At 64.7% G+C, this 16,125-nt stretch carries 21 protein-coding genes; 12 read left to right on the forward strand and 9 right to left on the reverse strand.

Annotated elements, in window-relative coordinates; all coding sequences use genetic code 11:
• Positions 1-17: 17 nt before the first annotated feature.
• The 4 genes from JQN66_RS01015 to JQN66_RS01030 all read left to right on the forward strand — a co-directional run bounded on the left by JQN66_RS01015 (position 18) and on the right by JQN66_RS01030 (position 2,280).
• Positions 18-1,163, forward strand: a complete 1,146-nt coding sequence (locus tag JQN66_RS01015) for an acyl-CoA dehydrogenase family protein (protein WP_420870943.1) — start codon at positions 18-20, stop codon at positions 1,161-1,163.
• 177 nt (positions 1,164-1,340) lie between these two features.
• Positions 1,341-1,547 (forward strand): hypothetical protein, encoded by a 207-nt coding sequence (locus JQN66_RS01020; RefSeq protein ID WP_204676300.1) that lies wholly within the window; start codon positions 1,341-1,343, stop codon positions 1,545-1,547.
• Entirely contained in the window at positions 1,544-1,984 is a 441-nt protein-coding gene (locus JQN66_RS01025) for a transmembrane 9 family protein (RefSeq protein WP_204676301.1), read from the forward strand. The genes JQN66_RS01020 and JQN66_RS01025 overlap by 4 nt, the downstream gene beginning before the upstream one ends.
• Positions 1,981-2,280: a winged helix-turn-helix domain-containing protein gene (locus tag JQN66_RS01030; protein ID WP_204676302.1), complete on the forward strand. Its 300-nt coding sequence runs from the start codon at positions 1,981-1,983 to the stop codon at positions 2,278-2,280. Before JQN66_RS01025 ends, JQN66_RS01030 begins: the two co-directional genes overlap by 4 nt.
• A gap of 462 nt (positions 2,281-2,742) precedes the next feature.
• Here the strand turns inward: JQN66_RS01030 and nadE are convergent, their stop codons facing one another.
• Both nadE and JQN66_RS01040 read right to left on the reverse strand, forming a co-directional pair.
• Positions 2,743-3,567: an ammonia-dependent NAD(+) synthetase gene (nadE, locus tag JQN66_RS01035; protein ID WP_204676303.1), complete on the reverse strand. Its 825-nt coding sequence runs from the start codon at positions 3,565-3,567 to the stop codon at positions 2,743-2,745.
• Positions 3,568-3,660: 93 nt separating this feature from the next.
• Positions 3,661-4,098, reverse strand: coding sequence for a MarR family winged helix-turn-helix transcriptional regulator (locus JQN66_RS01040; protein ID WP_204676304.1), 438 nt, complete (start codon positions 4,096-4,098; stop codon positions 3,661-3,663).
• 39 nt (positions 4,099-4,137) lie between these two features.
• Between JQN66_RS01040 and pyrE the strand changes: the two genes are divergently transcribed.
• Together pyrE and JQN66_RS01050 are read left to right on the forward strand one after the other, a co-directional pair.
• Complete coding sequence (pyrE, locus tag JQN66_RS01045; protein ID WP_181728131.1) at positions 4,138-4,695, forward strand: orotate phosphoribosyltransferase; 558 nt, start codon at positions 4,138-4,140, stop codon at positions 4,693-4,695.
• 136 nt (positions 4,696-4,831) lie between these two features.
• Positions 4,832-5,044 (forward strand): AsnC family protein, encoded by a 213-nt coding sequence (locus tag JQN66_RS01050; RefSeq protein ID WP_204676305.1) that lies wholly within the window; start codon positions 4,832-4,834, stop codon positions 5,042-5,044.
• Between the two features lie 47 nt (positions 5,045-5,091).
• Here JQN66_RS01050 and JQN66_RS01055 read toward each other — a convergent pair whose 3' ends face one another.
• From JQN66_RS01055 to JQN66_RS01070, 4 genes are all read right to left on the reverse strand, one after another.
• Positions 5,092-5,817, reverse strand: a complete 726-nt coding sequence (locus JQN66_RS01055) for an ABC transporter permease (protein WP_204676306.1) — start codon at positions 5,815-5,817, stop codon at positions 5,092-5,094.
• Positions 5,814-6,599, reverse strand: a complete 786-nt coding sequence (locus JQN66_RS01060; RefSeq protein WP_204676307.1) for an ABC transporter ATP-binding protein — start codon at positions 6,597-6,599, stop codon at positions 5,814-5,816. Before JQN66_RS01060 ends, JQN66_RS01055 begins: the two co-directional genes overlap by 4 nt.
• Before the next feature lie 82 nt (positions 6,600-6,681).
• The gene (locus JQN66_RS01065) at positions 6,682-6,921 is read right to left on the reverse strand and encodes a hypothetical protein (protein WP_188949655.1); all 240 of its coding nucleotides are present in this window, start codon (positions 6,919-6,921) and stop codon (positions 6,682-6,684) included.
• A gap of 106 nt (positions 6,922-7,027) precedes the next feature.
• Entirely contained in the window at positions 7,028-7,825 is a 798-nt protein-coding gene (locus JQN66_RS01070; protein ID WP_188949730.1) for an HAD-IIA family hydrolase, read from the reverse strand.
• Between the two features lie 198 nt (positions 7,826-8,023).
• Between JQN66_RS01070 and JQN66_RS01075 the strand changes: the two genes are divergently transcribed.
• The 6 genes from JQN66_RS01075 to JQN66_RS01100 all read left to right on the forward strand — a co-directional run bounded on the left by JQN66_RS01075 (position 8,024) and on the right by JQN66_RS01100 (position 13,408).
• Positions 8,024-8,677: a TrmH family RNA methyltransferase gene (locus tag JQN66_RS01075; protein ID WP_229777453.1), complete on the forward strand. Its 654-nt coding sequence runs from the start codon at positions 8,024-8,026 to the stop codon at positions 8,675-8,677.
• Positions 8,678-8,850: 173 nt separating this feature from the next.
• Positions 8,851-10,065: a M23 family metallopeptidase gene (locus JQN66_RS01080; RefSeq protein WP_204676308.1), complete on the forward strand. Its 1,215-nt coding sequence runs from the start codon at positions 8,851-8,853 to the stop codon at positions 10,063-10,065.
• A gap of 146 nt (positions 10,066-10,211) precedes the next feature.
• A complete protein-coding gene (fbaA, locus tag JQN66_RS01085) occupies positions 10,212-11,234 on the forward strand; it encodes a class II fructose-bisphosphate aldolase (protein ID WP_204676309.1) in 1,023 nt (340 codons plus the stop codon).
• A gap of 2 nt (positions 11,235-11,236) precedes the next feature.
• Complete coding sequence (locus tag JQN66_RS01090) at positions 11,237-11,650, forward strand: DUF3151 domain-containing protein (RefSeq protein ID WP_204676310.1); 414 nt, start codon at positions 11,237-11,239, stop codon at positions 11,648-11,650.
• A gap of 256 nt (positions 11,651-11,906) precedes the next feature.
• Positions 11,907-12,560, forward strand: a complete 654-nt coding sequence (locus tag JQN66_RS01095; protein WP_239464094.1) for a DUF4956 domain-containing protein — start codon at positions 11,907-11,909, stop codon at positions 12,558-12,560.
• On the forward strand, positions 12,560-13,408 hold the full coding sequence (locus tag JQN66_RS01100) for a polyphosphate polymerase domain-containing protein (protein ID WP_204676311.1): 849 nt from the start codon (positions 12,560-12,562) through the stop codon (positions 13,406-13,408). Before JQN66_RS01095 ends, JQN66_RS01100 begins: the two co-directional genes overlap by 1 nt.
• 12 nt (positions 13,409-13,420) lie before the next feature.
• Here the strand turns inward: JQN66_RS01100 and JQN66_RS01105 are convergent, their stop codons facing one another.
• The 3 genes from JQN66_RS01105 to JQN66_RS01115 are packed head-to-tail and all read right to left on the reverse strand — an operon-like array spanning position 13,421 to position 15,925.
• Positions 13,421-14,089 (reverse strand): response regulator transcription factor, encoded by a 669-nt coding sequence (locus JQN66_RS01105; RefSeq protein ID WP_204676312.1) that lies wholly within the window; start codon positions 14,087-14,089, stop codon positions 13,421-13,423.
• Entirely contained in the window at positions 14,086-15,546 is a 1,461-nt protein-coding gene (locus tag JQN66_RS01110) for a sensor histidine kinase (protein WP_239464095.1), read from the reverse strand. The genes JQN66_RS01105 and JQN66_RS01110 overlap by 4 nt, the downstream gene beginning before the upstream one ends.
• The gene (locus JQN66_RS01115) at positions 15,530-15,925 is read right to left on the reverse strand and encodes a hypothetical protein (protein WP_204676313.1); all 396 of its coding nucleotides are present in this window, start codon (positions 15,923-15,925) and stop codon (positions 15,530-15,532) included. Before JQN66_RS01115 ends, JQN66_RS01110 begins: the two co-directional genes overlap by 17 nt.
• Positions 15,926-16,125 lie beyond the last annotated feature (200 nt).

The following is a 16,125-nucleotide window of genomic DNA, read 5'->3' on the forward strand; positions in this document are numbered from 1 at the left end:
TTTGGAAGGAGATCCGGATGGACCTCATGACCGATATTTCGGCGCAGCTCAGCCAGTCCGACAGCGCGCGGCTGGCCCAGGTGAGGGAACTTGCCCAGGGCAAGATCCGCAGGCAATCCATCGACTACTGGAACCGCGAGGACTTCGCGCCCGCGCTGGTGGCCGAGCTCGGGGCCGCGGGTCTGGGAGCGGTGCAGCTTGAGGACTGCTCGCATCTGGCGCGCGGGTTGATCCACGCTGAACTGGCCCGCGCGGACATATCCCTCTCCTCGGTCGTCGGGATTCACAACGAGCTGGTTCTCGGAGTGATCAATGAACTGGGTTCCGAGGCCCAGCGCGAAATGTGGCTGCCGCGATTGGGCAAGCTTGAAGCCTTCGGAGCATTCGCCATGACGGAACCGGAGCATGGCTCCGACATTGCCGGCGGAATGTCCACCCGCGTACGCCGGGAGGGCGGTGAGTACATCCTTTCCGGACGCAAGCGCTGGATCGGCATGGGCACCATCGCCGACTTCGCGCTGGTTTGGGCCAGGGAGCCGGAATCCGGGGCGATCGGAGCCTACCTGGTGGAATCGGACAGGCCTGGATTCCACGCTTCCAAGATCGGGAACAAGATCGGCTTGCGCATCATGCAGAATGCGGATATCGAGCTGGATGATGTGCGCATCCCGGTGGAGAACAAGCTGCCAGGCGCCACGGGATTCGCCGCCGCAAACCACCTGCTCATGCAGTCCCGAGCATGGGTCGGCTGGCAGGCCGCGGGCGCGATGCTGGCGACCCTGGATGTCTGTACGGCTTACGCTGCCAGCCGGGAGCAGTTCGGCAAGCCGCTGGCATCTTTCCAACTCATCCAGCAGGCGCTTGCAGAAATCGCCGGCAATGCCAGTGCGTGCCTAGCCATGATGGGAAATATTGCGCGCAAGCAGGAAGCGGGAGAGCTGACCATGGCCGATGCCGCGCTGGCCAAGTCGACGGCGACCCGGTTGGCGCGGGACGCTGCGGCCAAGGGTCGCGCGCTTCTTGGCGGCAACGGAGTGTCTTCGGCGTATGAAATGGCCAAGATCTTCTGTGATGTTGAAATCCTCCATACCTACGAAGGCACCTATGAGATCAATTCGCTCATTGTGGGGCGCGCATTGACCGGAACGGGCGCCTTCGTCTGATTTCATTTGCCCCGTACGCTGTCTCCTCCCGTTTCGCAAAGATGCACACACCGCCGGCCCCCGCATACCCGGGGCCGGCGGTCGTTAAAACAAGAAACATGAAAGTACTTTCCGTTTCGGCAAGTACTTGTTAGTCTTTTGGTACATCGAAAGACGCGGAACAAGGGGAGCAAGATCATGAACAAGATGTCCAACGCCACGTACTCGATCATCATCGGCCTTGCAGGAGTGGTCTTCGCCGCACTTGCGCTCTTCGCCTACTTCAGCGGCCGCAACGCACTGATCTTCGTAGGAATGGGAATCTTTGTCGCCGTGACGATGACCATGACCTCGTTGAACGCACGGCAGCGCGCCGCCGCGCGTGCGGAGCGGAACCCGTCATGAGCGCCGAAAAGAATTTTGACCCGGAACAGCAGCTGGCAGCGCTGGCGCAGGCCCAAGCCAACATGGACCGTGCCGTTGGCTACGGCTCGAAGCTTCTGGGCTGGTACAGCATTATCGTTGCGCTGGTCATCGGTGCGCTGGCCTTCCTGCTGCAGCTGTATCCTCCACGGGCCAACATGGTCGGCTTCTCCGTGATTATCGGGCTCTACGTGGTGGCGATCGTTGCCGCCTCGCTGGCCTACCGCAAGCTCTACCGCTCATTGCCGGTCGGCTACTCGAAGCGCTACAACCGGGGGTTCATGCTGACCATCATCCTCTACGCGGCTTCGCTGGCGCTGATGCCGCTGGAGCTTGGCTCCTGGATCATTCTGGGGCTGGTCTGGCTTGCTGTCTCGGCCCCGCTGCTGATCGCAGGGATCGGCATGGTTCGGAAATGACGGCGCATGCCCGAAACCGGCTCAACGCGGATTTCTCCAACCCTGTCCGACTGTCCATTATGGGCTCGCTGAACACCGTTGAGGAGGCTGATTTCAAAACACTGAGGGATGCGCTGGGCATTTCGGATTCGGTGCTGTCGCGGCACCTCAGCGCGCTGGAAGACAAGGGCTATGTCAAGATCCGCAAGGGGTTCGTGGGAAAACGCCCTCGGACCTGGGCCAAGCTGAGCCCTGAGGGGCGTGCGGCGTTCACGGACCACGTGCAGGCGTTGAAGGAAATTACCGGACTGGCCTAGTTGTCTTCCTGCTGAGGTCCCATAATTGGCCCAATGCCGCGATGAGCAGCGGTACGGTTAGCACTGCCCAGAAAGGGTCGGCTGGGAATCCGGTCAGCAGGGCAGCAGCCGCGGCCAACACGGCGCCGCCGGCCAATGGCCGATGAACGGCTGTGGACTTGGCCGTGGGCGTGAAGAGGATGAAGCCCAGATTCGAGACGCATACTGCCCACAGGGCAAAGCTCAAGGGGTTTTCCGAGGCCCTGCCCGAGGACAGCAGATCCCATCCGGCGTATCCAATGTAAATGCCGAGGAAAATTTCCAGCACGTGCTGTCAGCGGGTAGTGGCCGGCCCGTGTGTGGATTCAGCGTTCATGGATGCGTCCTCGTTTGCCGTGGCGCGGTGCCATAGCGGCACCGTGGCCCCAGCCTAGTGCCCGAAGCCGGCGGAATCCATGAAACTATCGGCGGGGAAGACTTCTCCTAGGCTCTCCACCACTTGTCGAGGTTGGTGGCGGGAACAGTCCGCTTATGCCGCGAGAGGATGAAACGCCGTTCGATCGAAAGCGCGGCGGTCTCGTCAATCTCGCGGCCCTCGAGGTAGTCGTCGATCTGCGCGTAGGTCAGGCCCAGCTCGTCCTCGTCGGTGCGCTGCGGTTGGCCGTCCAGCAGATCTGCGGTGGGAGCCTTGGCCCAGAGCAGCTCGGGAGCGGCCAATTCTCGCAGCAACGCCTGGTTCTGCCGCTTGTTCAGCCCTGCCAGCGGCAGCAGGTCGGCGCCGCCGTCGCCGAACTTCGTGAAGAAGCCGGTCACGGACTCCGCCGCATGGTCGGTGCCGATGACCAGCATGCCGCGGTCCCCGGCCACCGCGTACTGGACGATCATGCGCATCCGGGCCTTGGCGTTGCCGCGGTTGAAATCGCTGATCGCCGGATGCCCGGCGTCGGCCAGGGCTTCATCCAGTCCCGCCACAGGCTTGGAGATATTTACTTCGAACTCCTGGTCGGCGGCAACGAAGTCCATGGCCGCTGCGGCATCCGCCGCATCGTGCTGGACTCCGTGGGGCAGGCGGACGGCGATGAATTCGGCAGCGCCGCCGGCTTCGCGCACTTCCTGGACGGCGAGCTGCGCCAGACGCCCGGCCAGCGTGGAGTCGATGCCGCCGGAAATTCCCAGGACGAAACCCTTGGCACCGGTCGCGGCGAGGTAGTCCTTCAGGAAGTCGACGCGGGAGCGTACTTCCTCGGCCGGATTGATGGACGCCTTGACGCCCAGCTCTTCAATGATCGCTGCTTGCAGTTCTCGCATGTAACCAATCCTAGGCATACCGGAGGCAGCTTGCCGGCGCGGCTGCGGAAGGTGCGGCGAAAGTTAACGTGTTCTCAACATTCGCCGCAACCGCTAGTTATCTTCGGAGTCCGGATCCCAGCCGAGGTTGCGAGCCATTTTCTCCAGCGTGGCGACCACAGCGGCGTATTCGGAGCCGTCGAGGTCCTGGCCGGACTGCGTCCGGATCTTTTCGATCAGTTCGCTGAGCTTCATCAGCGAGACATGGCCCCGGTCGGTGATGGAAAATTCGCCCTCTTCGTGCGAGATCCATCCCGACTCCACCAATTCCATGAGGTGCTCGGAGACCGACGTCGGTTCATCTGGCGACGCAAAGAACGGCGAAAGTCCGGCGGTCAGTTCCGGCTCGGTGGCGGGCTGCTGCTCCAGGAGATTGAGCACCTGCCATTGCCGGCGTGTCACACCGTGTTCTTCCAAGGTCGCAGCAAACTGCTCGTCAATCAGCGAATCCACCAATTTCAACCAGTAACCCAGGGGGCGTGTAGCGTTCATGGGATCAGCCTAGCGATGATGCCGACTAGAATCGAGAGTATGAGCGAAACCAGCGCCCGCGGGCGGCTAAAAGAACTGATTCAGGAATTTGCCATTGTTCGTGGCAAGGTCATCCTTTCTTCCGGCAAGGAAGCCGATTACTACATCGACCTTCGCCGGGTCACCCTGCAGCAGGAAGCTTCAGGTCTGGTCGGCCAGGTCATGCTTGATCTCCTGGATGAAGCCGGTCTGGAGTTCACCAACGTGGGCGGCCTGACCATGGGCGCCGACCCGGTGGGCACCGCCATCATGCATACCGCGCGCGAGAAGAACCGCGCCATCGATGCCTTCGTGGTGCGCAAGGCGCAGAAGTCCTACGGCATGGGCCGCCAGGTTGAAGGCCCGAGCGTCGAGGGCCGCAACGTCATCGTCCTGGAAGACACCTCCACCACCGGCGGCTCCGCGCTGACCGCGGTCGAGGGCGTCCGCAAGGCCGGCGGCAACGTCATCGCCGTGGCGGTCATCGTGGATCGCGACACCGGCGCCAAGGAGCGCATCGAGGAAGAGGCCGGCGTGCCTTACCTCTTCGCGTACGGCAAGGACGAGCTGGGTCTGTAGCCGGCGCGCTTTCCCATCGTTTTCGGCCGCGGGCCGGGCCGTCCCCTCGAGTCGGCCCGGCCCGCAGTGTTTTGCAAGCACGAAAGATGAGTCAACTAATGTTGACGCCGCTCCACGCGTCAACTAAAGTTGACGCATGGAACATGGAACAAAAACCGCCATCGATTCCGATGGCCACGGCGGCCCCCTGGCCCAGCTGCGACGCCTGACCGCCGAGCAGCGCGAACTGGCCCGGGCTCAGACGGCAGAGGTGCGCCGGGCACGAGCCGGCGGGTACTCATGGCAAGCGATCGCCTCGGCGCTGGAAATTTCAAAACAGGCGGCGCACAAGAAATACGGCCGGAACTAGCGGGATTCAAATGAGCGGAGAGCCGAATCTCCGGTGCGTACGAAGGCCTATGCCGTCCGCCGGCGCAGGGTCAGCGACCCCACCAGCAAGGCGCCGAGAATCCACCCGCCGATGACCAGAAGGCTGGCCCAGGTGCCGCTGTCCTCGGTGCCCGCAGCGACATCTCCCAGTGCGTCGATGGCATGCGACAGCGGCAGCCAGTCGCCGATGACCTCCAAGGCCCCCGGCAGTTGCCCGCGCCGCAGGATCAGACCGGAGAGCAGGAACTGCGGGAAGATCAGCAGCGGCATGAACTGTACGACCTGGAATTCGGTTCTGGCGAAGGCGCTGGCCATCAACCCCAGGCTGGTTCCGAGCAGGGCATCCAGCGCCGCCACGCTGAACAGCAGCAGCAGGCTTCCGGAGATCTCCAGTCCCAGCACCAAAATGGCGAAAGAGACCGCGATGACCGTCTGCAGCACCGCCACCAGGGTGAATGCCAGTGCGTATCCGAAGATGAATTCACCTTTGGCCAGCGGCATGCTGAGCAGCCGCTCCAAGGTGCCGCTGCGCCGTTCGCGCAACGTCGCAATGCTGGTCACCAAGAACATCACGACAAATGGGAACAGTGCGATCATCGCCGGGCCGATGTGCTGGAACACGTTGGTGTCAGTGAAGATCCAGGCCATCAAGCCGATCAATAGGCTGGGGACGACCAGCATCAACGCGATGGTGCGCGGATCGTGGCGAATCTGGCCAAGTACCCGAGCGGCGGTGGCCACGGTGCGTTTCATGATGGCTTTCCCTCCACGCGGGCACGGTGCCGTGCGGCGGACGGCCCGCTGGTCGGTGCAGAATCCAGACCGCCGGAGGCGATAAGCCTGAGGAATGCGTCTTCCGGGTCGCTGGCGCCGGTGCGCCTGAGCAGTTCGCCGGGGGAGATCTGGGCCAGCAGTTGTCCATTGCGAAGCAGCAGCATTTCATCGCAGCGCATGGCCTCGTCCATGACGTGGCTGGAAACCACCATGCAGATTCCCGACGCCGCCAGATCGGCGAACAGGGCCCACAATTCTGCACGGAGTACCGGATCCAGCCCGACCGTCGGCTCGTCGAGAATCACGATGTCGGGTGATCCGAGCAGTGCGATGGCCAGGGACACGCGATTGCGCTGGCCGCCAGACAGATCCAGCACAAGCCGCTTGGCCTGCTCCTGCAGGTCGGTGGCCTCGATGACGCGGGTGGCTTCGGCCTCGGGCCGGCCGAGGATCTTGGCGAAGTAGGCGACGTTTTGCTGTACCGTCAGGTCGTCGTAGACGCTGGCTGCCTGCGTCATGTAGCCCACCCTATGGCGCAGGGACTTGTGCCCGGCGGGCAGCCCCAGGACGGTGACCGTGCCGCCGGAGGTGATCTGGTTGCCCACGATGCTGCGCAGCAGTGTACTCTTGCCGCTGCCGCTGGGGCCCAGCAGCCCGATGATGCGGCCCGGGGCCAGCTCGCAGTCGATGTCCTGGAGCACCAGCGATTTGCCTCTCTTGACGCTCAGCTTCTGGACCTGGATGCATGCCTTCGTGTTCATCACACAATGAATTAGAGACCCCTGCCGTGGCAGGGTCAATGCTTGGCCATGAATTGCCCTCCGAGCGGCCCGGAAGGACGGCTCAACGATGCTTGACCCACAACCCCACGACCAGCACCAGGTAGATCAGCGCGATGAAGCCCAACAGCCGGTGCTCACCCCACACGACGGTGTTGCTCATGGAGCAGTGGAGCTCGGCGCCGGCGCCGAGGCATGAGCGCGCCGCGTAGTTCAGCGCAACCAGCAGCGTCAGCCCCAGATAGAGTCCCACGGCTATGAGAACGAACTTCCAGACCCGCCGCCGGGGGCGATAGTTCTCCATGACACCCAGTATCCGCCCGTGGCCCAGCGGTGCCTAGGTTGCTGGGAAGTCAAAGAAAAATGCCCCAGCATCCGGCAATGCGGCTGCTGGGGCAGGGAACTTCGGGCTACTTGGAAGCGGCCTTGGCATCGGCCGGCTTGGCCTCGGGCACGGCTCGGCCCTTGACGAGTTCGGCATGCAGGTTCGCAACCGACGGGTACTGCAGGTCCGGGCGGAACGGGAAGGTGTCCATGTCATCGCGCGCGGTGATTCCCGAGAAGACCAGCGCGGTGAGCAGGCCGGCTTCCATGCCCGCAACAATGTCGGTGTCCATGCGGTCGCCGATCATGGCGGTGGTTTCCGAGTGCGCGTCGATCCGGTTCAGTGCCGAGCGGAACATCATCGGATTGGGCTTGCCCACCACATACGGTTCGCGGTTCGTTGCCCGGGTGATCAATGCCGCAATGGCGCCGGTTGCCGGCATGATGCCCTCGGTGGAGGGGCCCGTGGCATCCGGGTTGGTGGCAATGAATTTTGCCCCGCGCTCAATCAGGCGGATCGCCTTGGTGATGGCCTCGAAAGAGTAGGTGCGCGTTTCGCCGAGCACCACGTAATCGGGGTTCTGGTCGGTCATGATGAACCCGGCGTCGTGCAGCGCCGTGGTCAGCCCCGCCTCGCCGATCACGAAGGTGCGTCCGCCCGGCCGCTGGCGGGCGAGGAACTCCGCGGTGGCCATGGCTGAGGTCCAGATGTTCTCCTCCGGCACGTCCAGGCCGGAGGCCAGCAGGCGGGCCCGCAGGTCGCGCGGAGTGTAGATGGAGTTGTTGGTCAGCACCAAAAAACGCAGGTTGTTTTCTCGCCAGTACTGCAGGAGCTCCGAGGCTCCCTTCAGCGCGTGGTTCTCGTGGACCAGGACGCCGTCCATGTCGGTCAGCCAGCATTCAATATCGTGGACGGTGCGTGCGGCACGGTTGCTGAGGGTCACGAGGTGTCATTCCTCCATTGGCAGTAGGTGGCGGGAGCTATCTGCGCTGAAAGTTTCCCCTGTAATTCAAAGCCTACACAGCATCCGCCGGCAGTGCAGTGAACGGCGGCACTCCCGCGACCTACTACCCTTAAAAGTGTGAGTCACGAAGCGAATGAAGCAACCGAGAATACCGCCGAGCACGTCATCGGTGTGGGGCCCTGGGAGGGCGAGCTGCCGCAGGACGAGAAATACGATCCGCAGCTGCTGGCAGAAGGCGATCGCCGCAATGTCGCGGACAAGTACCGCTACTGGAGCATGGATGCGATCATCGCCGACCTCGACGAGCGCCGCCATGATTTCCACATCGCCATCGAGAACTGGCAGCACGACATGAACATCGGCACCGTGGTCCGCTCCGCCAATGCCTTCCTGGCCAAGGAAGTCCACATCATCGGGCGCCGCCGCTGGAACCGCCGCGGAGCCATGGTCACCGACCGCTACCAGCATGTGCGCCACCACGCCACGGTCGAGGAATTCGTCGCCTGGGCCGAAGCCGAGGGGCTGACCATCCTGGGGATCGACATCTTCCCGGATTCGGTGCCGCTGGAAACCTACGACATCCCGCGCAACTGCGTCCTGGTGTTCGGACAGGAGGGGCCGGGACTCAGCCCGGAAGTCCACGCCGCGGCGAAGGATACGCTGTCCATCGAGCAGTTCGGCTCCACCCGGTCGATCAATGCCGCCTCGGCCGCAGGCATCGCCATGCATGCCTGGATCCGCCGCCACGTCTTCGGGCAAAAAGTAGGTTAACAAGGAATCTATTAATAGGCTCTTTAGTCGAGCATCTGGATTAGTTGCCATCGAGCCCCTAGGCTTGGAAGCGATATGAATTTGTGATCCGGGGGGATTAATCCGTGCGCCGACGTCATCAGGTGAACCATGACCTTCTTCTGCCCGGGCTTCCCCGACGCAAAAAACCGGTTGTGATCTGGGGGATATCGACTGCAGCGGCGCTGGCGCTGTCCAGCGCCGTGGCGATCCCCCTGGTGGCCCAGTCAGTCGATCCGCGCAACGGCGACATCCCTGTCGCCATCGACGCGCTATCCGACCCCGGGCTGTACAACAATCCGATCCTCGTTAGCCAGGACGCGCCGCTTCATGCGTTCGGCGGCTCCGGCAAGGAGCTGGCCATCGACGGACGCCCACTGGGCATGCTGGCCGGCGCCGACGAATCCTCGGTGGACGAGGATTCCGATTCGGATGAGAACTCCACGCTGCTCGCCGGCGAGGTGGGCCAGATCGGCGAGCTTCCCGGCGGCCTGCAGCTGATGCACCCGGTCACGACCCGCAGGATCTCCAGCCCCTACGGCTGGCGGTCGAATCCCACCGGCGCCGGCAACCAGATCCACATCGGCCAGGACTACCCGATCGCCTGCGGCTCCCCGGTCTATGCCGCCGAGGCGGGGACCGTGACGGTGTCCGGCTGGGCAGGGCACTCCGGGATGCGCGTGAGCATCGACCACGGCAGCAATGTGCAGACCGGCTACAGCCACAATTCAAAACTCATCGCAGCGGTGGGCCAGGAGGTCAAGCAGGGTGAACTGATCGCCTTGTCGGGTACCACCGGCAACTCCACTGGCTGCCACGTGCACTTCGAGGTGATCGTGGACGGCCGCTGGCATGACCCGCGCAACTACCTGCCGATCATCCCGGGCCAGGGCCAGGCGATGATCGATTCCTCGCGCCTGACCGTCAACGCCAACAGCGCGCCGAAGGGCGACGGCGGCAAGCCGCCGGTGCGCGACGAATCCGATCTCAGCTCAGATCCGGATGTCGTGGTGCCGAAGGACGATACCCCGGTGGTTCCCAAGCCGAAGCCCAGCGTCAAGCCCAAGCCTTCGCAGTCCCAGAAGCCTGCACCGTCCCCGAGCCAGACCGAGCGGCCGGGGTCCTCGGCTCCGGACTCCGAATCGCCAAGCTCCAAGCCGTCGTCGAGCACTTCGCCGTCCGCATCGGCGCCGGAGCCTTCCAGCGGATCGGCGAAGCCCACCGATGGCGTCGACGGTCCACCCGAAGTCCCGTCGACCGGACCTGCCCCGAGCAAGCCGGCACCTGCGCCCAGCGAGAAGCCGAGCGCGCCGACGCCCGGCCCGCAGGGCCCGTCCACGTCCGGTTCCGGGGCCGCCGAATCGAACTAGCCTTGCGGCGCAGCCCGGGCAGGGGCAGAAGTTGGCGTGTCACGAAGGGAGATTTAGGTCTCCCGGCCCCTGCAAACGGATAGGATGGACACGAACTGCCGTCGACGGCGACGCGTGAACCCCGCTAATCCTCACAGGAGTGAAGCATGCCTATCGCAACCCCCGATAAGTACAATGCAATGATCGATGCCGCCAAGGCTGGCGGCTACGCCTTCCCCGCGGTGAATGTCACCAGCTCGCAGACCCTGAATGCCGCCATCCGCGGTTTCGCCGAAGCCGAATCCGACGGCATCATCCAGGTTTCCACCGGCGGCGCCGCCTACTGGTCCGGCGCATCGGTCAAGGACATGGTCGTCGGCTCGCTGGGCTTCGCCGCCTTCGCCCGCCAGGTCGCCAAGAACTACGGCGTGAACATCGCGTTGCACACCGACCACTGCCCGGCCGACAAGCTGGAGGGCTTCGTGCTGCCGCTGCTTGCCGCCTCGGAGGCAGAGGTTGCCGCGGGCCGCGACCCATTCTTCAACTCGCACATGTGGGACGGCTCGGCCGAGACCCTGGAAGATAACCTGCGCATCGCCGCAGAACTGCTGCCGCGCACCGCGGCCGCAAAGCAGATCCTCGAAGTTGAGATCGGCGCCGTGGGCGGCGAAGAGGACGGCGTGGAGAACGCCATCAACGACAAGCTGTACTCCACCGTCGAGGACGCACTGGCCACCATCGACGCGCTGGGCGCCGGCGAAAAGGGCCGCTACATCACCGCCCTGACCTTCGGCAACGTGCACGGCGTGTACAAGCCGGGCAACGTGAAGCTGCGTCCGGAGCTGCTCAAGGACATCCAGGACAAGGTCGGCGCCAAGATCGGCAAGGCCAACCCGTTCGATCTGGTCTTCCACGGCGGCTCGGGCTCCTCCGACAAGGAAATCGCCGACGCGGTCTCCTACGGCGTCATCAAGATGAACATCGACACCGACACCCAGTACGCCTTCACCCGCCCGGTGGCCGGCCACATGTTCGCCAACTACGACGGCGTGCTGAAGGTCGACGGCGAGATCGGCAACAAGAAGACCTATGACCCGCGCGTCTGGGGCGCGAAGGCCGAGGAATCCATGGCCGCCCGCATCGTTGAGGCCGCCCGCCAGCTGGGCTCGGCAGGAAAGAGCCTGAAGTAACCATGGTTGGAGAGAATCTGCTGGGCATCCCGGCCACGCTGCTGCCGGAGGAAACCGAGGTGCTCGCCCGCCTGGAGGCCGGCGACGAAGCGGTGGACTTGGCCGCGAAGTTCCCGTCGTCCTCCCTGGTATGGGCGCTGCTTGCCGACGAGGCACATGGCGAGGGCCGCACCGTGGAGTCCTACGCGTTCGCCCGCGTGGGCTACCACCGCGGACTTGACTCGCTGCGCAAGGCCGGATGGCGCGGCCAGGGCCCGGTGCCGTGGAGCCACGAGCCGAACCGCGGCTTCCTGCGCTCGCTGTACGCGCTGGGCCGCGCGGCCGCAGCCATCGGCGAGGCCGAGGAGGTCGAGCGGATCGGGAAGTTCCTGAACGACTCGGATTCAAGCGCGCGGGCGGCCATCGAGGCCCAGTAGCCCGTCTGCAGCCAGCCGCATCACCGATGGCGGCCAGTTTCATGTTGATGAAGCTGGCCGCCATCGGCGCTTCCAGCAGCTTTGCTGAGTGCCGCCAAGCTCTTGACCAGTGTTGATGTTGCGGCCTATCGCGCCATCACCGGCGCTGCCGCGGGCGGCGGGGCGGGCGTTCTGGGCGCCAGATGAGAGGACGCTCATCTATTTCTCTTTCTTCTTTCATTTGCACTTTCTAGTCTCTGGTTAGTGAGAAATTTCCATGAAAGGGGAAAAGACCATGTTGTCATTCTGGATGGGATTGGCCGCCAACGTCGTTGGCATGACCGTGCTGGTGTACTTCGTCTACTTCCGCCGGCACTTCCGCCGCGATCTGGTCCTGGCCTACATTGCGTTGAGCATGGGCATCTTCGCGGTCACCATGCTGCTCTCCGGCTCGGGCGCCGGGGTTGGCCTGGGCATGGGCCTGTTCGGCATCCTGTCGATCATCCGCCTGCGCTCGGACACCCTGACCCAGGAAGAGGTGGCCTACTACTTCATCTCGTTGGCTATCGGACTGGTCAACGGCCTGCATCCGGACCCGGCCTGGTTCTCCCCGGCGGTGACCGCGGCCCTGGTTTTGGTCATGTTCCTCGCCGACCACCCCGGCTTCGCCCCGCGCACCCAGCGCCAGACAGTGACCCTGGAAAAGGCCTACCCGCGTTCCGAAGACCTGGCCCGGGCCCTGGAGGGGCTGCTGGGCGCCAAGATCCTGCGCACCGTGGTCATCGAGCTGGACATGGTCCGCGACCTGACCATTGTCGACGTGCGCTTCAAGGTCGACTCGATCCGCGGCGAGCGGGAAACCGGCGGTTCGTACCAGCTGGCCAATGCGCCCCGGCAGAATGCGCCGGTGGCCCAGGAGACGTGGTCCTGATGCAAGCGCTCGCAGGCAGCGCCCGGGCCGCGCTGGAAGAAGCGGTGGCCCATCGTGCATCGATCGGCCTGGAACAGGTCGTCGAGCAGGCCGCTTTGCAAACCCGAGTGGACCGCAAGTTCCTGCTCACTCCGGCGGAATTCACGGCACTGGCGCGGCGTCTGGGGGAGGACTTCAGGATCATGGAGATCGACGGGCTGCGCACCTTCCGCTACGAATCGGTCTACTTCGACACCCGGGATTTCGCCCAGTACCGCGCCCACCGCCAGGGCCGCCGGCGCCGCTACAAGGTGCGCAGCCGCATTTATGCCGACACCGGGCTGGCGATGTTCGAGGTCAAGACCAAGGGCCTGCGCGGCGCCACCGTGAAGCACCGCATCGAACAGGAACTCGACGACGCCGGGCGGCTGACCGATCGCTCGCTGGAATTCCTTGAAGCGGTGGTGGCCAGGGAATACGGCGAAGACGTGCCCGAATTGCTGCCGGTGCTGGACAGCTCCTACATCCGCGGCACCTTCGTGAACCCGCTGGATGGGGAACGGGTCACCTGCGACGTTGAGCTGGAATACGCCGACGGCCGGCAGCAGGTGCAGGGGCCGGACCTGGTGGTGGTGGAAACCAAATCCGCCAACGGGCGCGGATCCAGCGACCAGGCCCTGGCGGCGCTGGGCCTCCGTCCGGTGAGCATGAGCAAGTACTGCATCGGCGTCGCGCTGCTCAATCCGCAGCTTCCCGCCAACAAGTGGAGCCGGCTGCTGGAGCAGCGCTTCGGCTCGTTTCGGCATGCCAGCGGTCCGCGGACCCGCAGTGCAACCCCGGGCCGCCGACCCCCGGAAGGCCGCCGCTAGCGCGGCCGGCTTCTACGACTCGCGGGCCAGCCGGTAGCCGACGCCGCGCACCGTTTCAAAACGTTCGATGCCCAGCTTGTTGCGCAGGTAGCGCACGTACACGTCCACCACGTTGGAACCCGGGTCGAAGTCATAGCCCCAGACCCTGGAGAGCAGCTGCTCGCGGCTGAGCACCAGCCCGGGGTTGCGCAGGAAGGCCTCGGCCAGCGAGAACTCCCGGGCTGACAGGTCCACCTCGATGCCGTCGACCGTAACCAGGCGGCGCAGCAGATCCATTTCCAAGCTTCCATGCGAGAGCACCGAGGTCTCGGGGGACGAGTCCTCGGCGCGCAGCCGCAGGCGCACCCGGGCCAGCAATTCGTCGAAGTGGAAGGGCTTGGCCATGTAGTCGTCCGCGCCGTTCTGCAGCCCGGCCACGGTGTCGTCCACGCTGTTGCGGGCGGTCAGGATGATCACCGGGGCGTCGATGTGCGATTCGCGCATCCGGCGCAGCAGGCTGAACCCGTCCTCGTCCGGCAGCCCCAGATCCAGGATGATCAGCTCGAAGCTCCCGGACCGGGCCTGGGCGTAGCCCTCGCGCGCGGTGGCGCAGACCGTGGGGAGGAATCCGGCGGCCTTCAGCCCCTTGGCAATGAAGGAACTGATCCGTGGTTCGTCTTCGATGATCAGGATGAGGCTCATGCGCTGCGGGCTCCTTCGGCCAGTGGGATGTCGATGTAGAAGGTGGAACCGCTGCCGGGCACCGAGTCCACCCAGACGGATCCGCCGTGGGAATCGGCGATGGCCGAGACGATGTTCAGGCCCAGCCCGGAGCCCTTGGCCCGGTCGCTGTTCTGGCCGCGGCCGAAGCGTTCGAAGATCCGGTCAAGGTCTTCCTGGACGATCCCCGCCCCCGCGTCATGCACCCAGAGGCGCAGCACCGGCTCCTTGTCCTGTTCTTCGAGCAGGGCCGAACCCAAATCGATGCGCGAGCCCTCGTCGGAGAACTTCACGGCATTGGCCGCCAGCTGCAACATGGCTTGGGTGATGCGGGCCGGATCCAGGGTGACGTTGACTTCCTCGCGGTTGCCGATGCGCCAGTCGCGGTGCCCCAGCGCCCGCGCCTTGTCCAGGATCTCGTCCAGCAGCGTGCCCACGCTGGTCGGCTTGCTGGCCAGGAAGTCCGAGCGGTTGGCCCCGGCCAGGGTCATCAGGTCGTTGATCAGCAGGGACATGCGTTTGAGCTCGTCCAGCGCAATGTCCTTGGTCTGGGCGACGTCCTCCGAATCCCGGTCATCCATGAGTTCCAGGTGCCCGCGGATGATGGTCACCGGGGTGCGCAGCTCGTGGCCCACGTCGTCGAGCAGCTGGCGCTGGGAGTTCAGCGCGTCCTGAAGCCGGTCCAGCATGGCATTGATGGTGTCTGTCAGCTCGGCGAACTCGTCGTCGCCGGTGACCTCGATGCGCGAGGACAGGTCGGATTCGGAAATCTGGCGGGCGGTGTCGCGCAGCCGGCGGATGGGTTCGAGCATGCGCCCGACGATCAGGTAGGCGGCGCCTCCGGCCAGCAGCATCACCACCAGACCCACGCCGAAGAACACCATGAACTGCTTGTCGATGCGGTTGACCTCGGCCGTGTAGTCATAGGCCAGCACGAAGCGCGCAGGCTTCGGGTCGGAGGAGAGCTGGATTGGGACCACGATGGCGCGGTATTCGCTCAGCTCGGTCTCGAAGTTCTCGATGCGCACGTGCTGGTCCGCGGCGCTGGTCTTGGCCCAGTCGAGGAACGCGGGGTCCTCCTCCAGCCGCATTTCGACGGTGGCGGGCGCCGTCCACTGCAGCTGGTCTGCGCTCAGGCCCACCATGCCCTGGTAGCGGGCGGGCAGCGTGCGCTGCATTGCGGTGTAGAGCAAATCCTCCGCATGCATGAAGCCGTTGCCGGTCTGCGGGTCGATGCCGGTTTCCGCCAGCATCCGGAATTCCTCCACGGTGCGGGTCAGCGAATCATCAAGGCGGGCGTTGAGCTCATGGCGTTCGTAAACGTAGATGGCCGCGCCGGAGGCCGCCAGGGCGAAGCCGACCAGCAGGATCATTGAAGCGAGCACGCGGGCGCGGATGGAGACGCGGCGGCGCGGCGGCCCGCTAGTCGTCGTCATCATCGTCCCCGTCGTCGTCATCGTCGTTGGCCGGCGCCTTGGGCGGAAGCGGCTTGACCGGGCCCTGGGTGGGCTTGGGGGAGCTGGTCTTCGACGGCTTCGGCGTGGTGGAGGCTGAGGGGCTCCGGGTGGGCGACGCGCTGGCCGAGGCCTTGGGATCCTTGCTCTGCGTCGGCGTGGCCGACGGGTCGGCCGGCGTACCGGTGGGCTCGGGGAAACCGGTGCCCGCGCCGGGCGCCTCTGACTGGTGGACGACGATGCCCGGGCCAAGATCCCTCTGCGACGGCCCGGAGAGCAGCTGGGCCAGGGCCGCGATGCCCACTCCGATGACGGACAGGGCCGCGACTAGGCCGATCGCCCGAAGCGCTGTGCGTTTTCCCATGTCCTCATTCTCGCCAAGTCAGATGAGACGAACATGAGAAGACGGCTCATCGTGTCGTGCGCTTGCCAATGGAAGCAAGGCTCATGATACCGCCATCGGGAGTAAAAAGCATCAGGTCATCAAGGTCTTTAGGTTCCTTGTGGCACTCAGGCGGCCCGCTGCTGCGGCCCCCGGAGTTAAGCAGATGTTCACCCGGTGCC

It is taken from the genome of Glutamicibacter protophormiae (assembly GCF_016894325.1).
Classification (GTDB): domain Bacteria; phylum Actinomycetota; class Actinomycetes; order Actinomycetales; family Micrococcaceae; genus Glutamicibacter; species Glutamicibacter protophormiae.

What these genes read in the sequence shown, in the direction of transcription:
- JQN66_RS01090 (WP_204676310.1), top strand. Translation starts at nt 11,237, where the DNA reads ATGGTTGGAGAGAATCTGCTGGGCATCCCGGCCACGCTGCTGCCGGAG.
- JQN66_RS01020 (WP_204676300.1), top strand. Translation starts at nt 1,341, where the DNA reads ATGAACAAGATGTCCAACGCCACGTACTCGATCATCATCGGCCTTGCA.
- nadE (WP_204676303.1), bottom strand. Translation starts at nt 3,567, where the DNA reads ATGCGAGAACTGCAAGCAGCGATCATTGAAGAGCTGGGCGTCAAGGCG.
- JQN66_RS01070 (WP_188949730.1), bottom strand. Translation starts at nt 7,825, where the DNA reads ATGGACGGCGTCCTGGTCCACGAGAACCACGCGCTGAAGGGAGCCTCG.
- JQN66_RS01025 (WP_204676301.1), top strand. Translation starts at nt 1,544, where the DNA reads ATGAGCGCCGAAAAGAATTTTGACCCGGAACAGCAGCTGGCAGCGCTG.
- JQN66_RS01015 (WP_420870943.1), top strand. Translation starts at nt 18, where the DNA reads ATGGACCTCATGACCGATATTTCGGCGCAGCTCAGCCAGTCCGACAGC.
- JQN66_RS01095 (WP_239464094.1), top strand. Translation starts at nt 11,907, where the DNA reads ATGAAAGGGGAAAAGACCATGTTGTCATTCTGGATGGGATTGGCCGCC.
- JQN66_RS01100 (WP_204676311.1), top strand. Translation starts at nt 12,560, where the DNA reads ATGCAAGCGCTCGCAGGCAGCGCCCGGGCCGCGCTGGAAGAAGCGGTG.
- JQN66_RS01060 (WP_204676307.1), bottom strand. Translation starts at nt 6,599, where the DNA reads ATGAACACGAAGGCATGCATCCAGGTCCAGAAGCTGAGCGTCAAGAGA.
- JQN66_RS01040 (WP_204676304.1), bottom strand. Translation starts at nt 4,098, where the DNA reads ATGAACGCTACACGCCCCCTGGGTTACTGGTTGAAATTGGTGGATTCG.
- fbaA (WP_204676309.1), top strand. Translation starts at nt 10,212, where the DNA reads ATGCCTATCGCAACCCCCGATAAGTACAATGCAATGATCGATGCCGCC.
- JQN66_RS01030 (WP_204676302.1), top strand. Translation starts at nt 1,981, where the DNA reads ATGACGGCGCATGCCCGAAACCGGCTCAACGCGGATTTCTCCAACCCT.
- JQN66_RS01050 (WP_204676305.1), top strand. Translation starts at nt 4,832, where the DNA reads ATGGAACATGGAACAAAAACCGCCATCGATTCCGATGGCCACGGCGGC.
- pyrE (WP_181728131.1), top strand. Translation starts at nt 4,138, where the DNA reads ATGAGCGAAACCAGCGCCCGCGGGCGGCTAAAAGAACTGATTCAGGAA.
- JQN66_RS01110 (WP_239464095.1), bottom strand. Translation starts at nt 15,546, where the DNA reads ATGATGACGACGACTAGCGGGCCGCCGCGCCGCCGCGTCTCCATCCGC.
- JQN66_RS01105 (WP_204676312.1), bottom strand. Translation starts at nt 14,089, where the DNA reads ATGAGCCTCATCCTGATCATCGAAGACGAACCACGGATCAGTTCCTTC.
- JQN66_RS01065 (WP_188949655.1), bottom strand. Translation starts at nt 6,921, where the DNA reads ATGGAGAACTATCGCCCCCGGCGGCGGGTCTGGAAGTTCGTTCTCATA.
- JQN66_RS01055 (WP_204676306.1), bottom strand. Translation starts at nt 5,817, where the DNA reads ATGAAACGCACCGTGGCCACCGCCGCTCGGGTACTTGGCCAGATTCGC.
- JQN66_RS01115 (WP_204676313.1), bottom strand. Translation starts at nt 15,925, where the DNA reads ATGGGAAAACGCACAGCGCTTCGGGCGATCGGCCTAGTCGCGGCCCTG.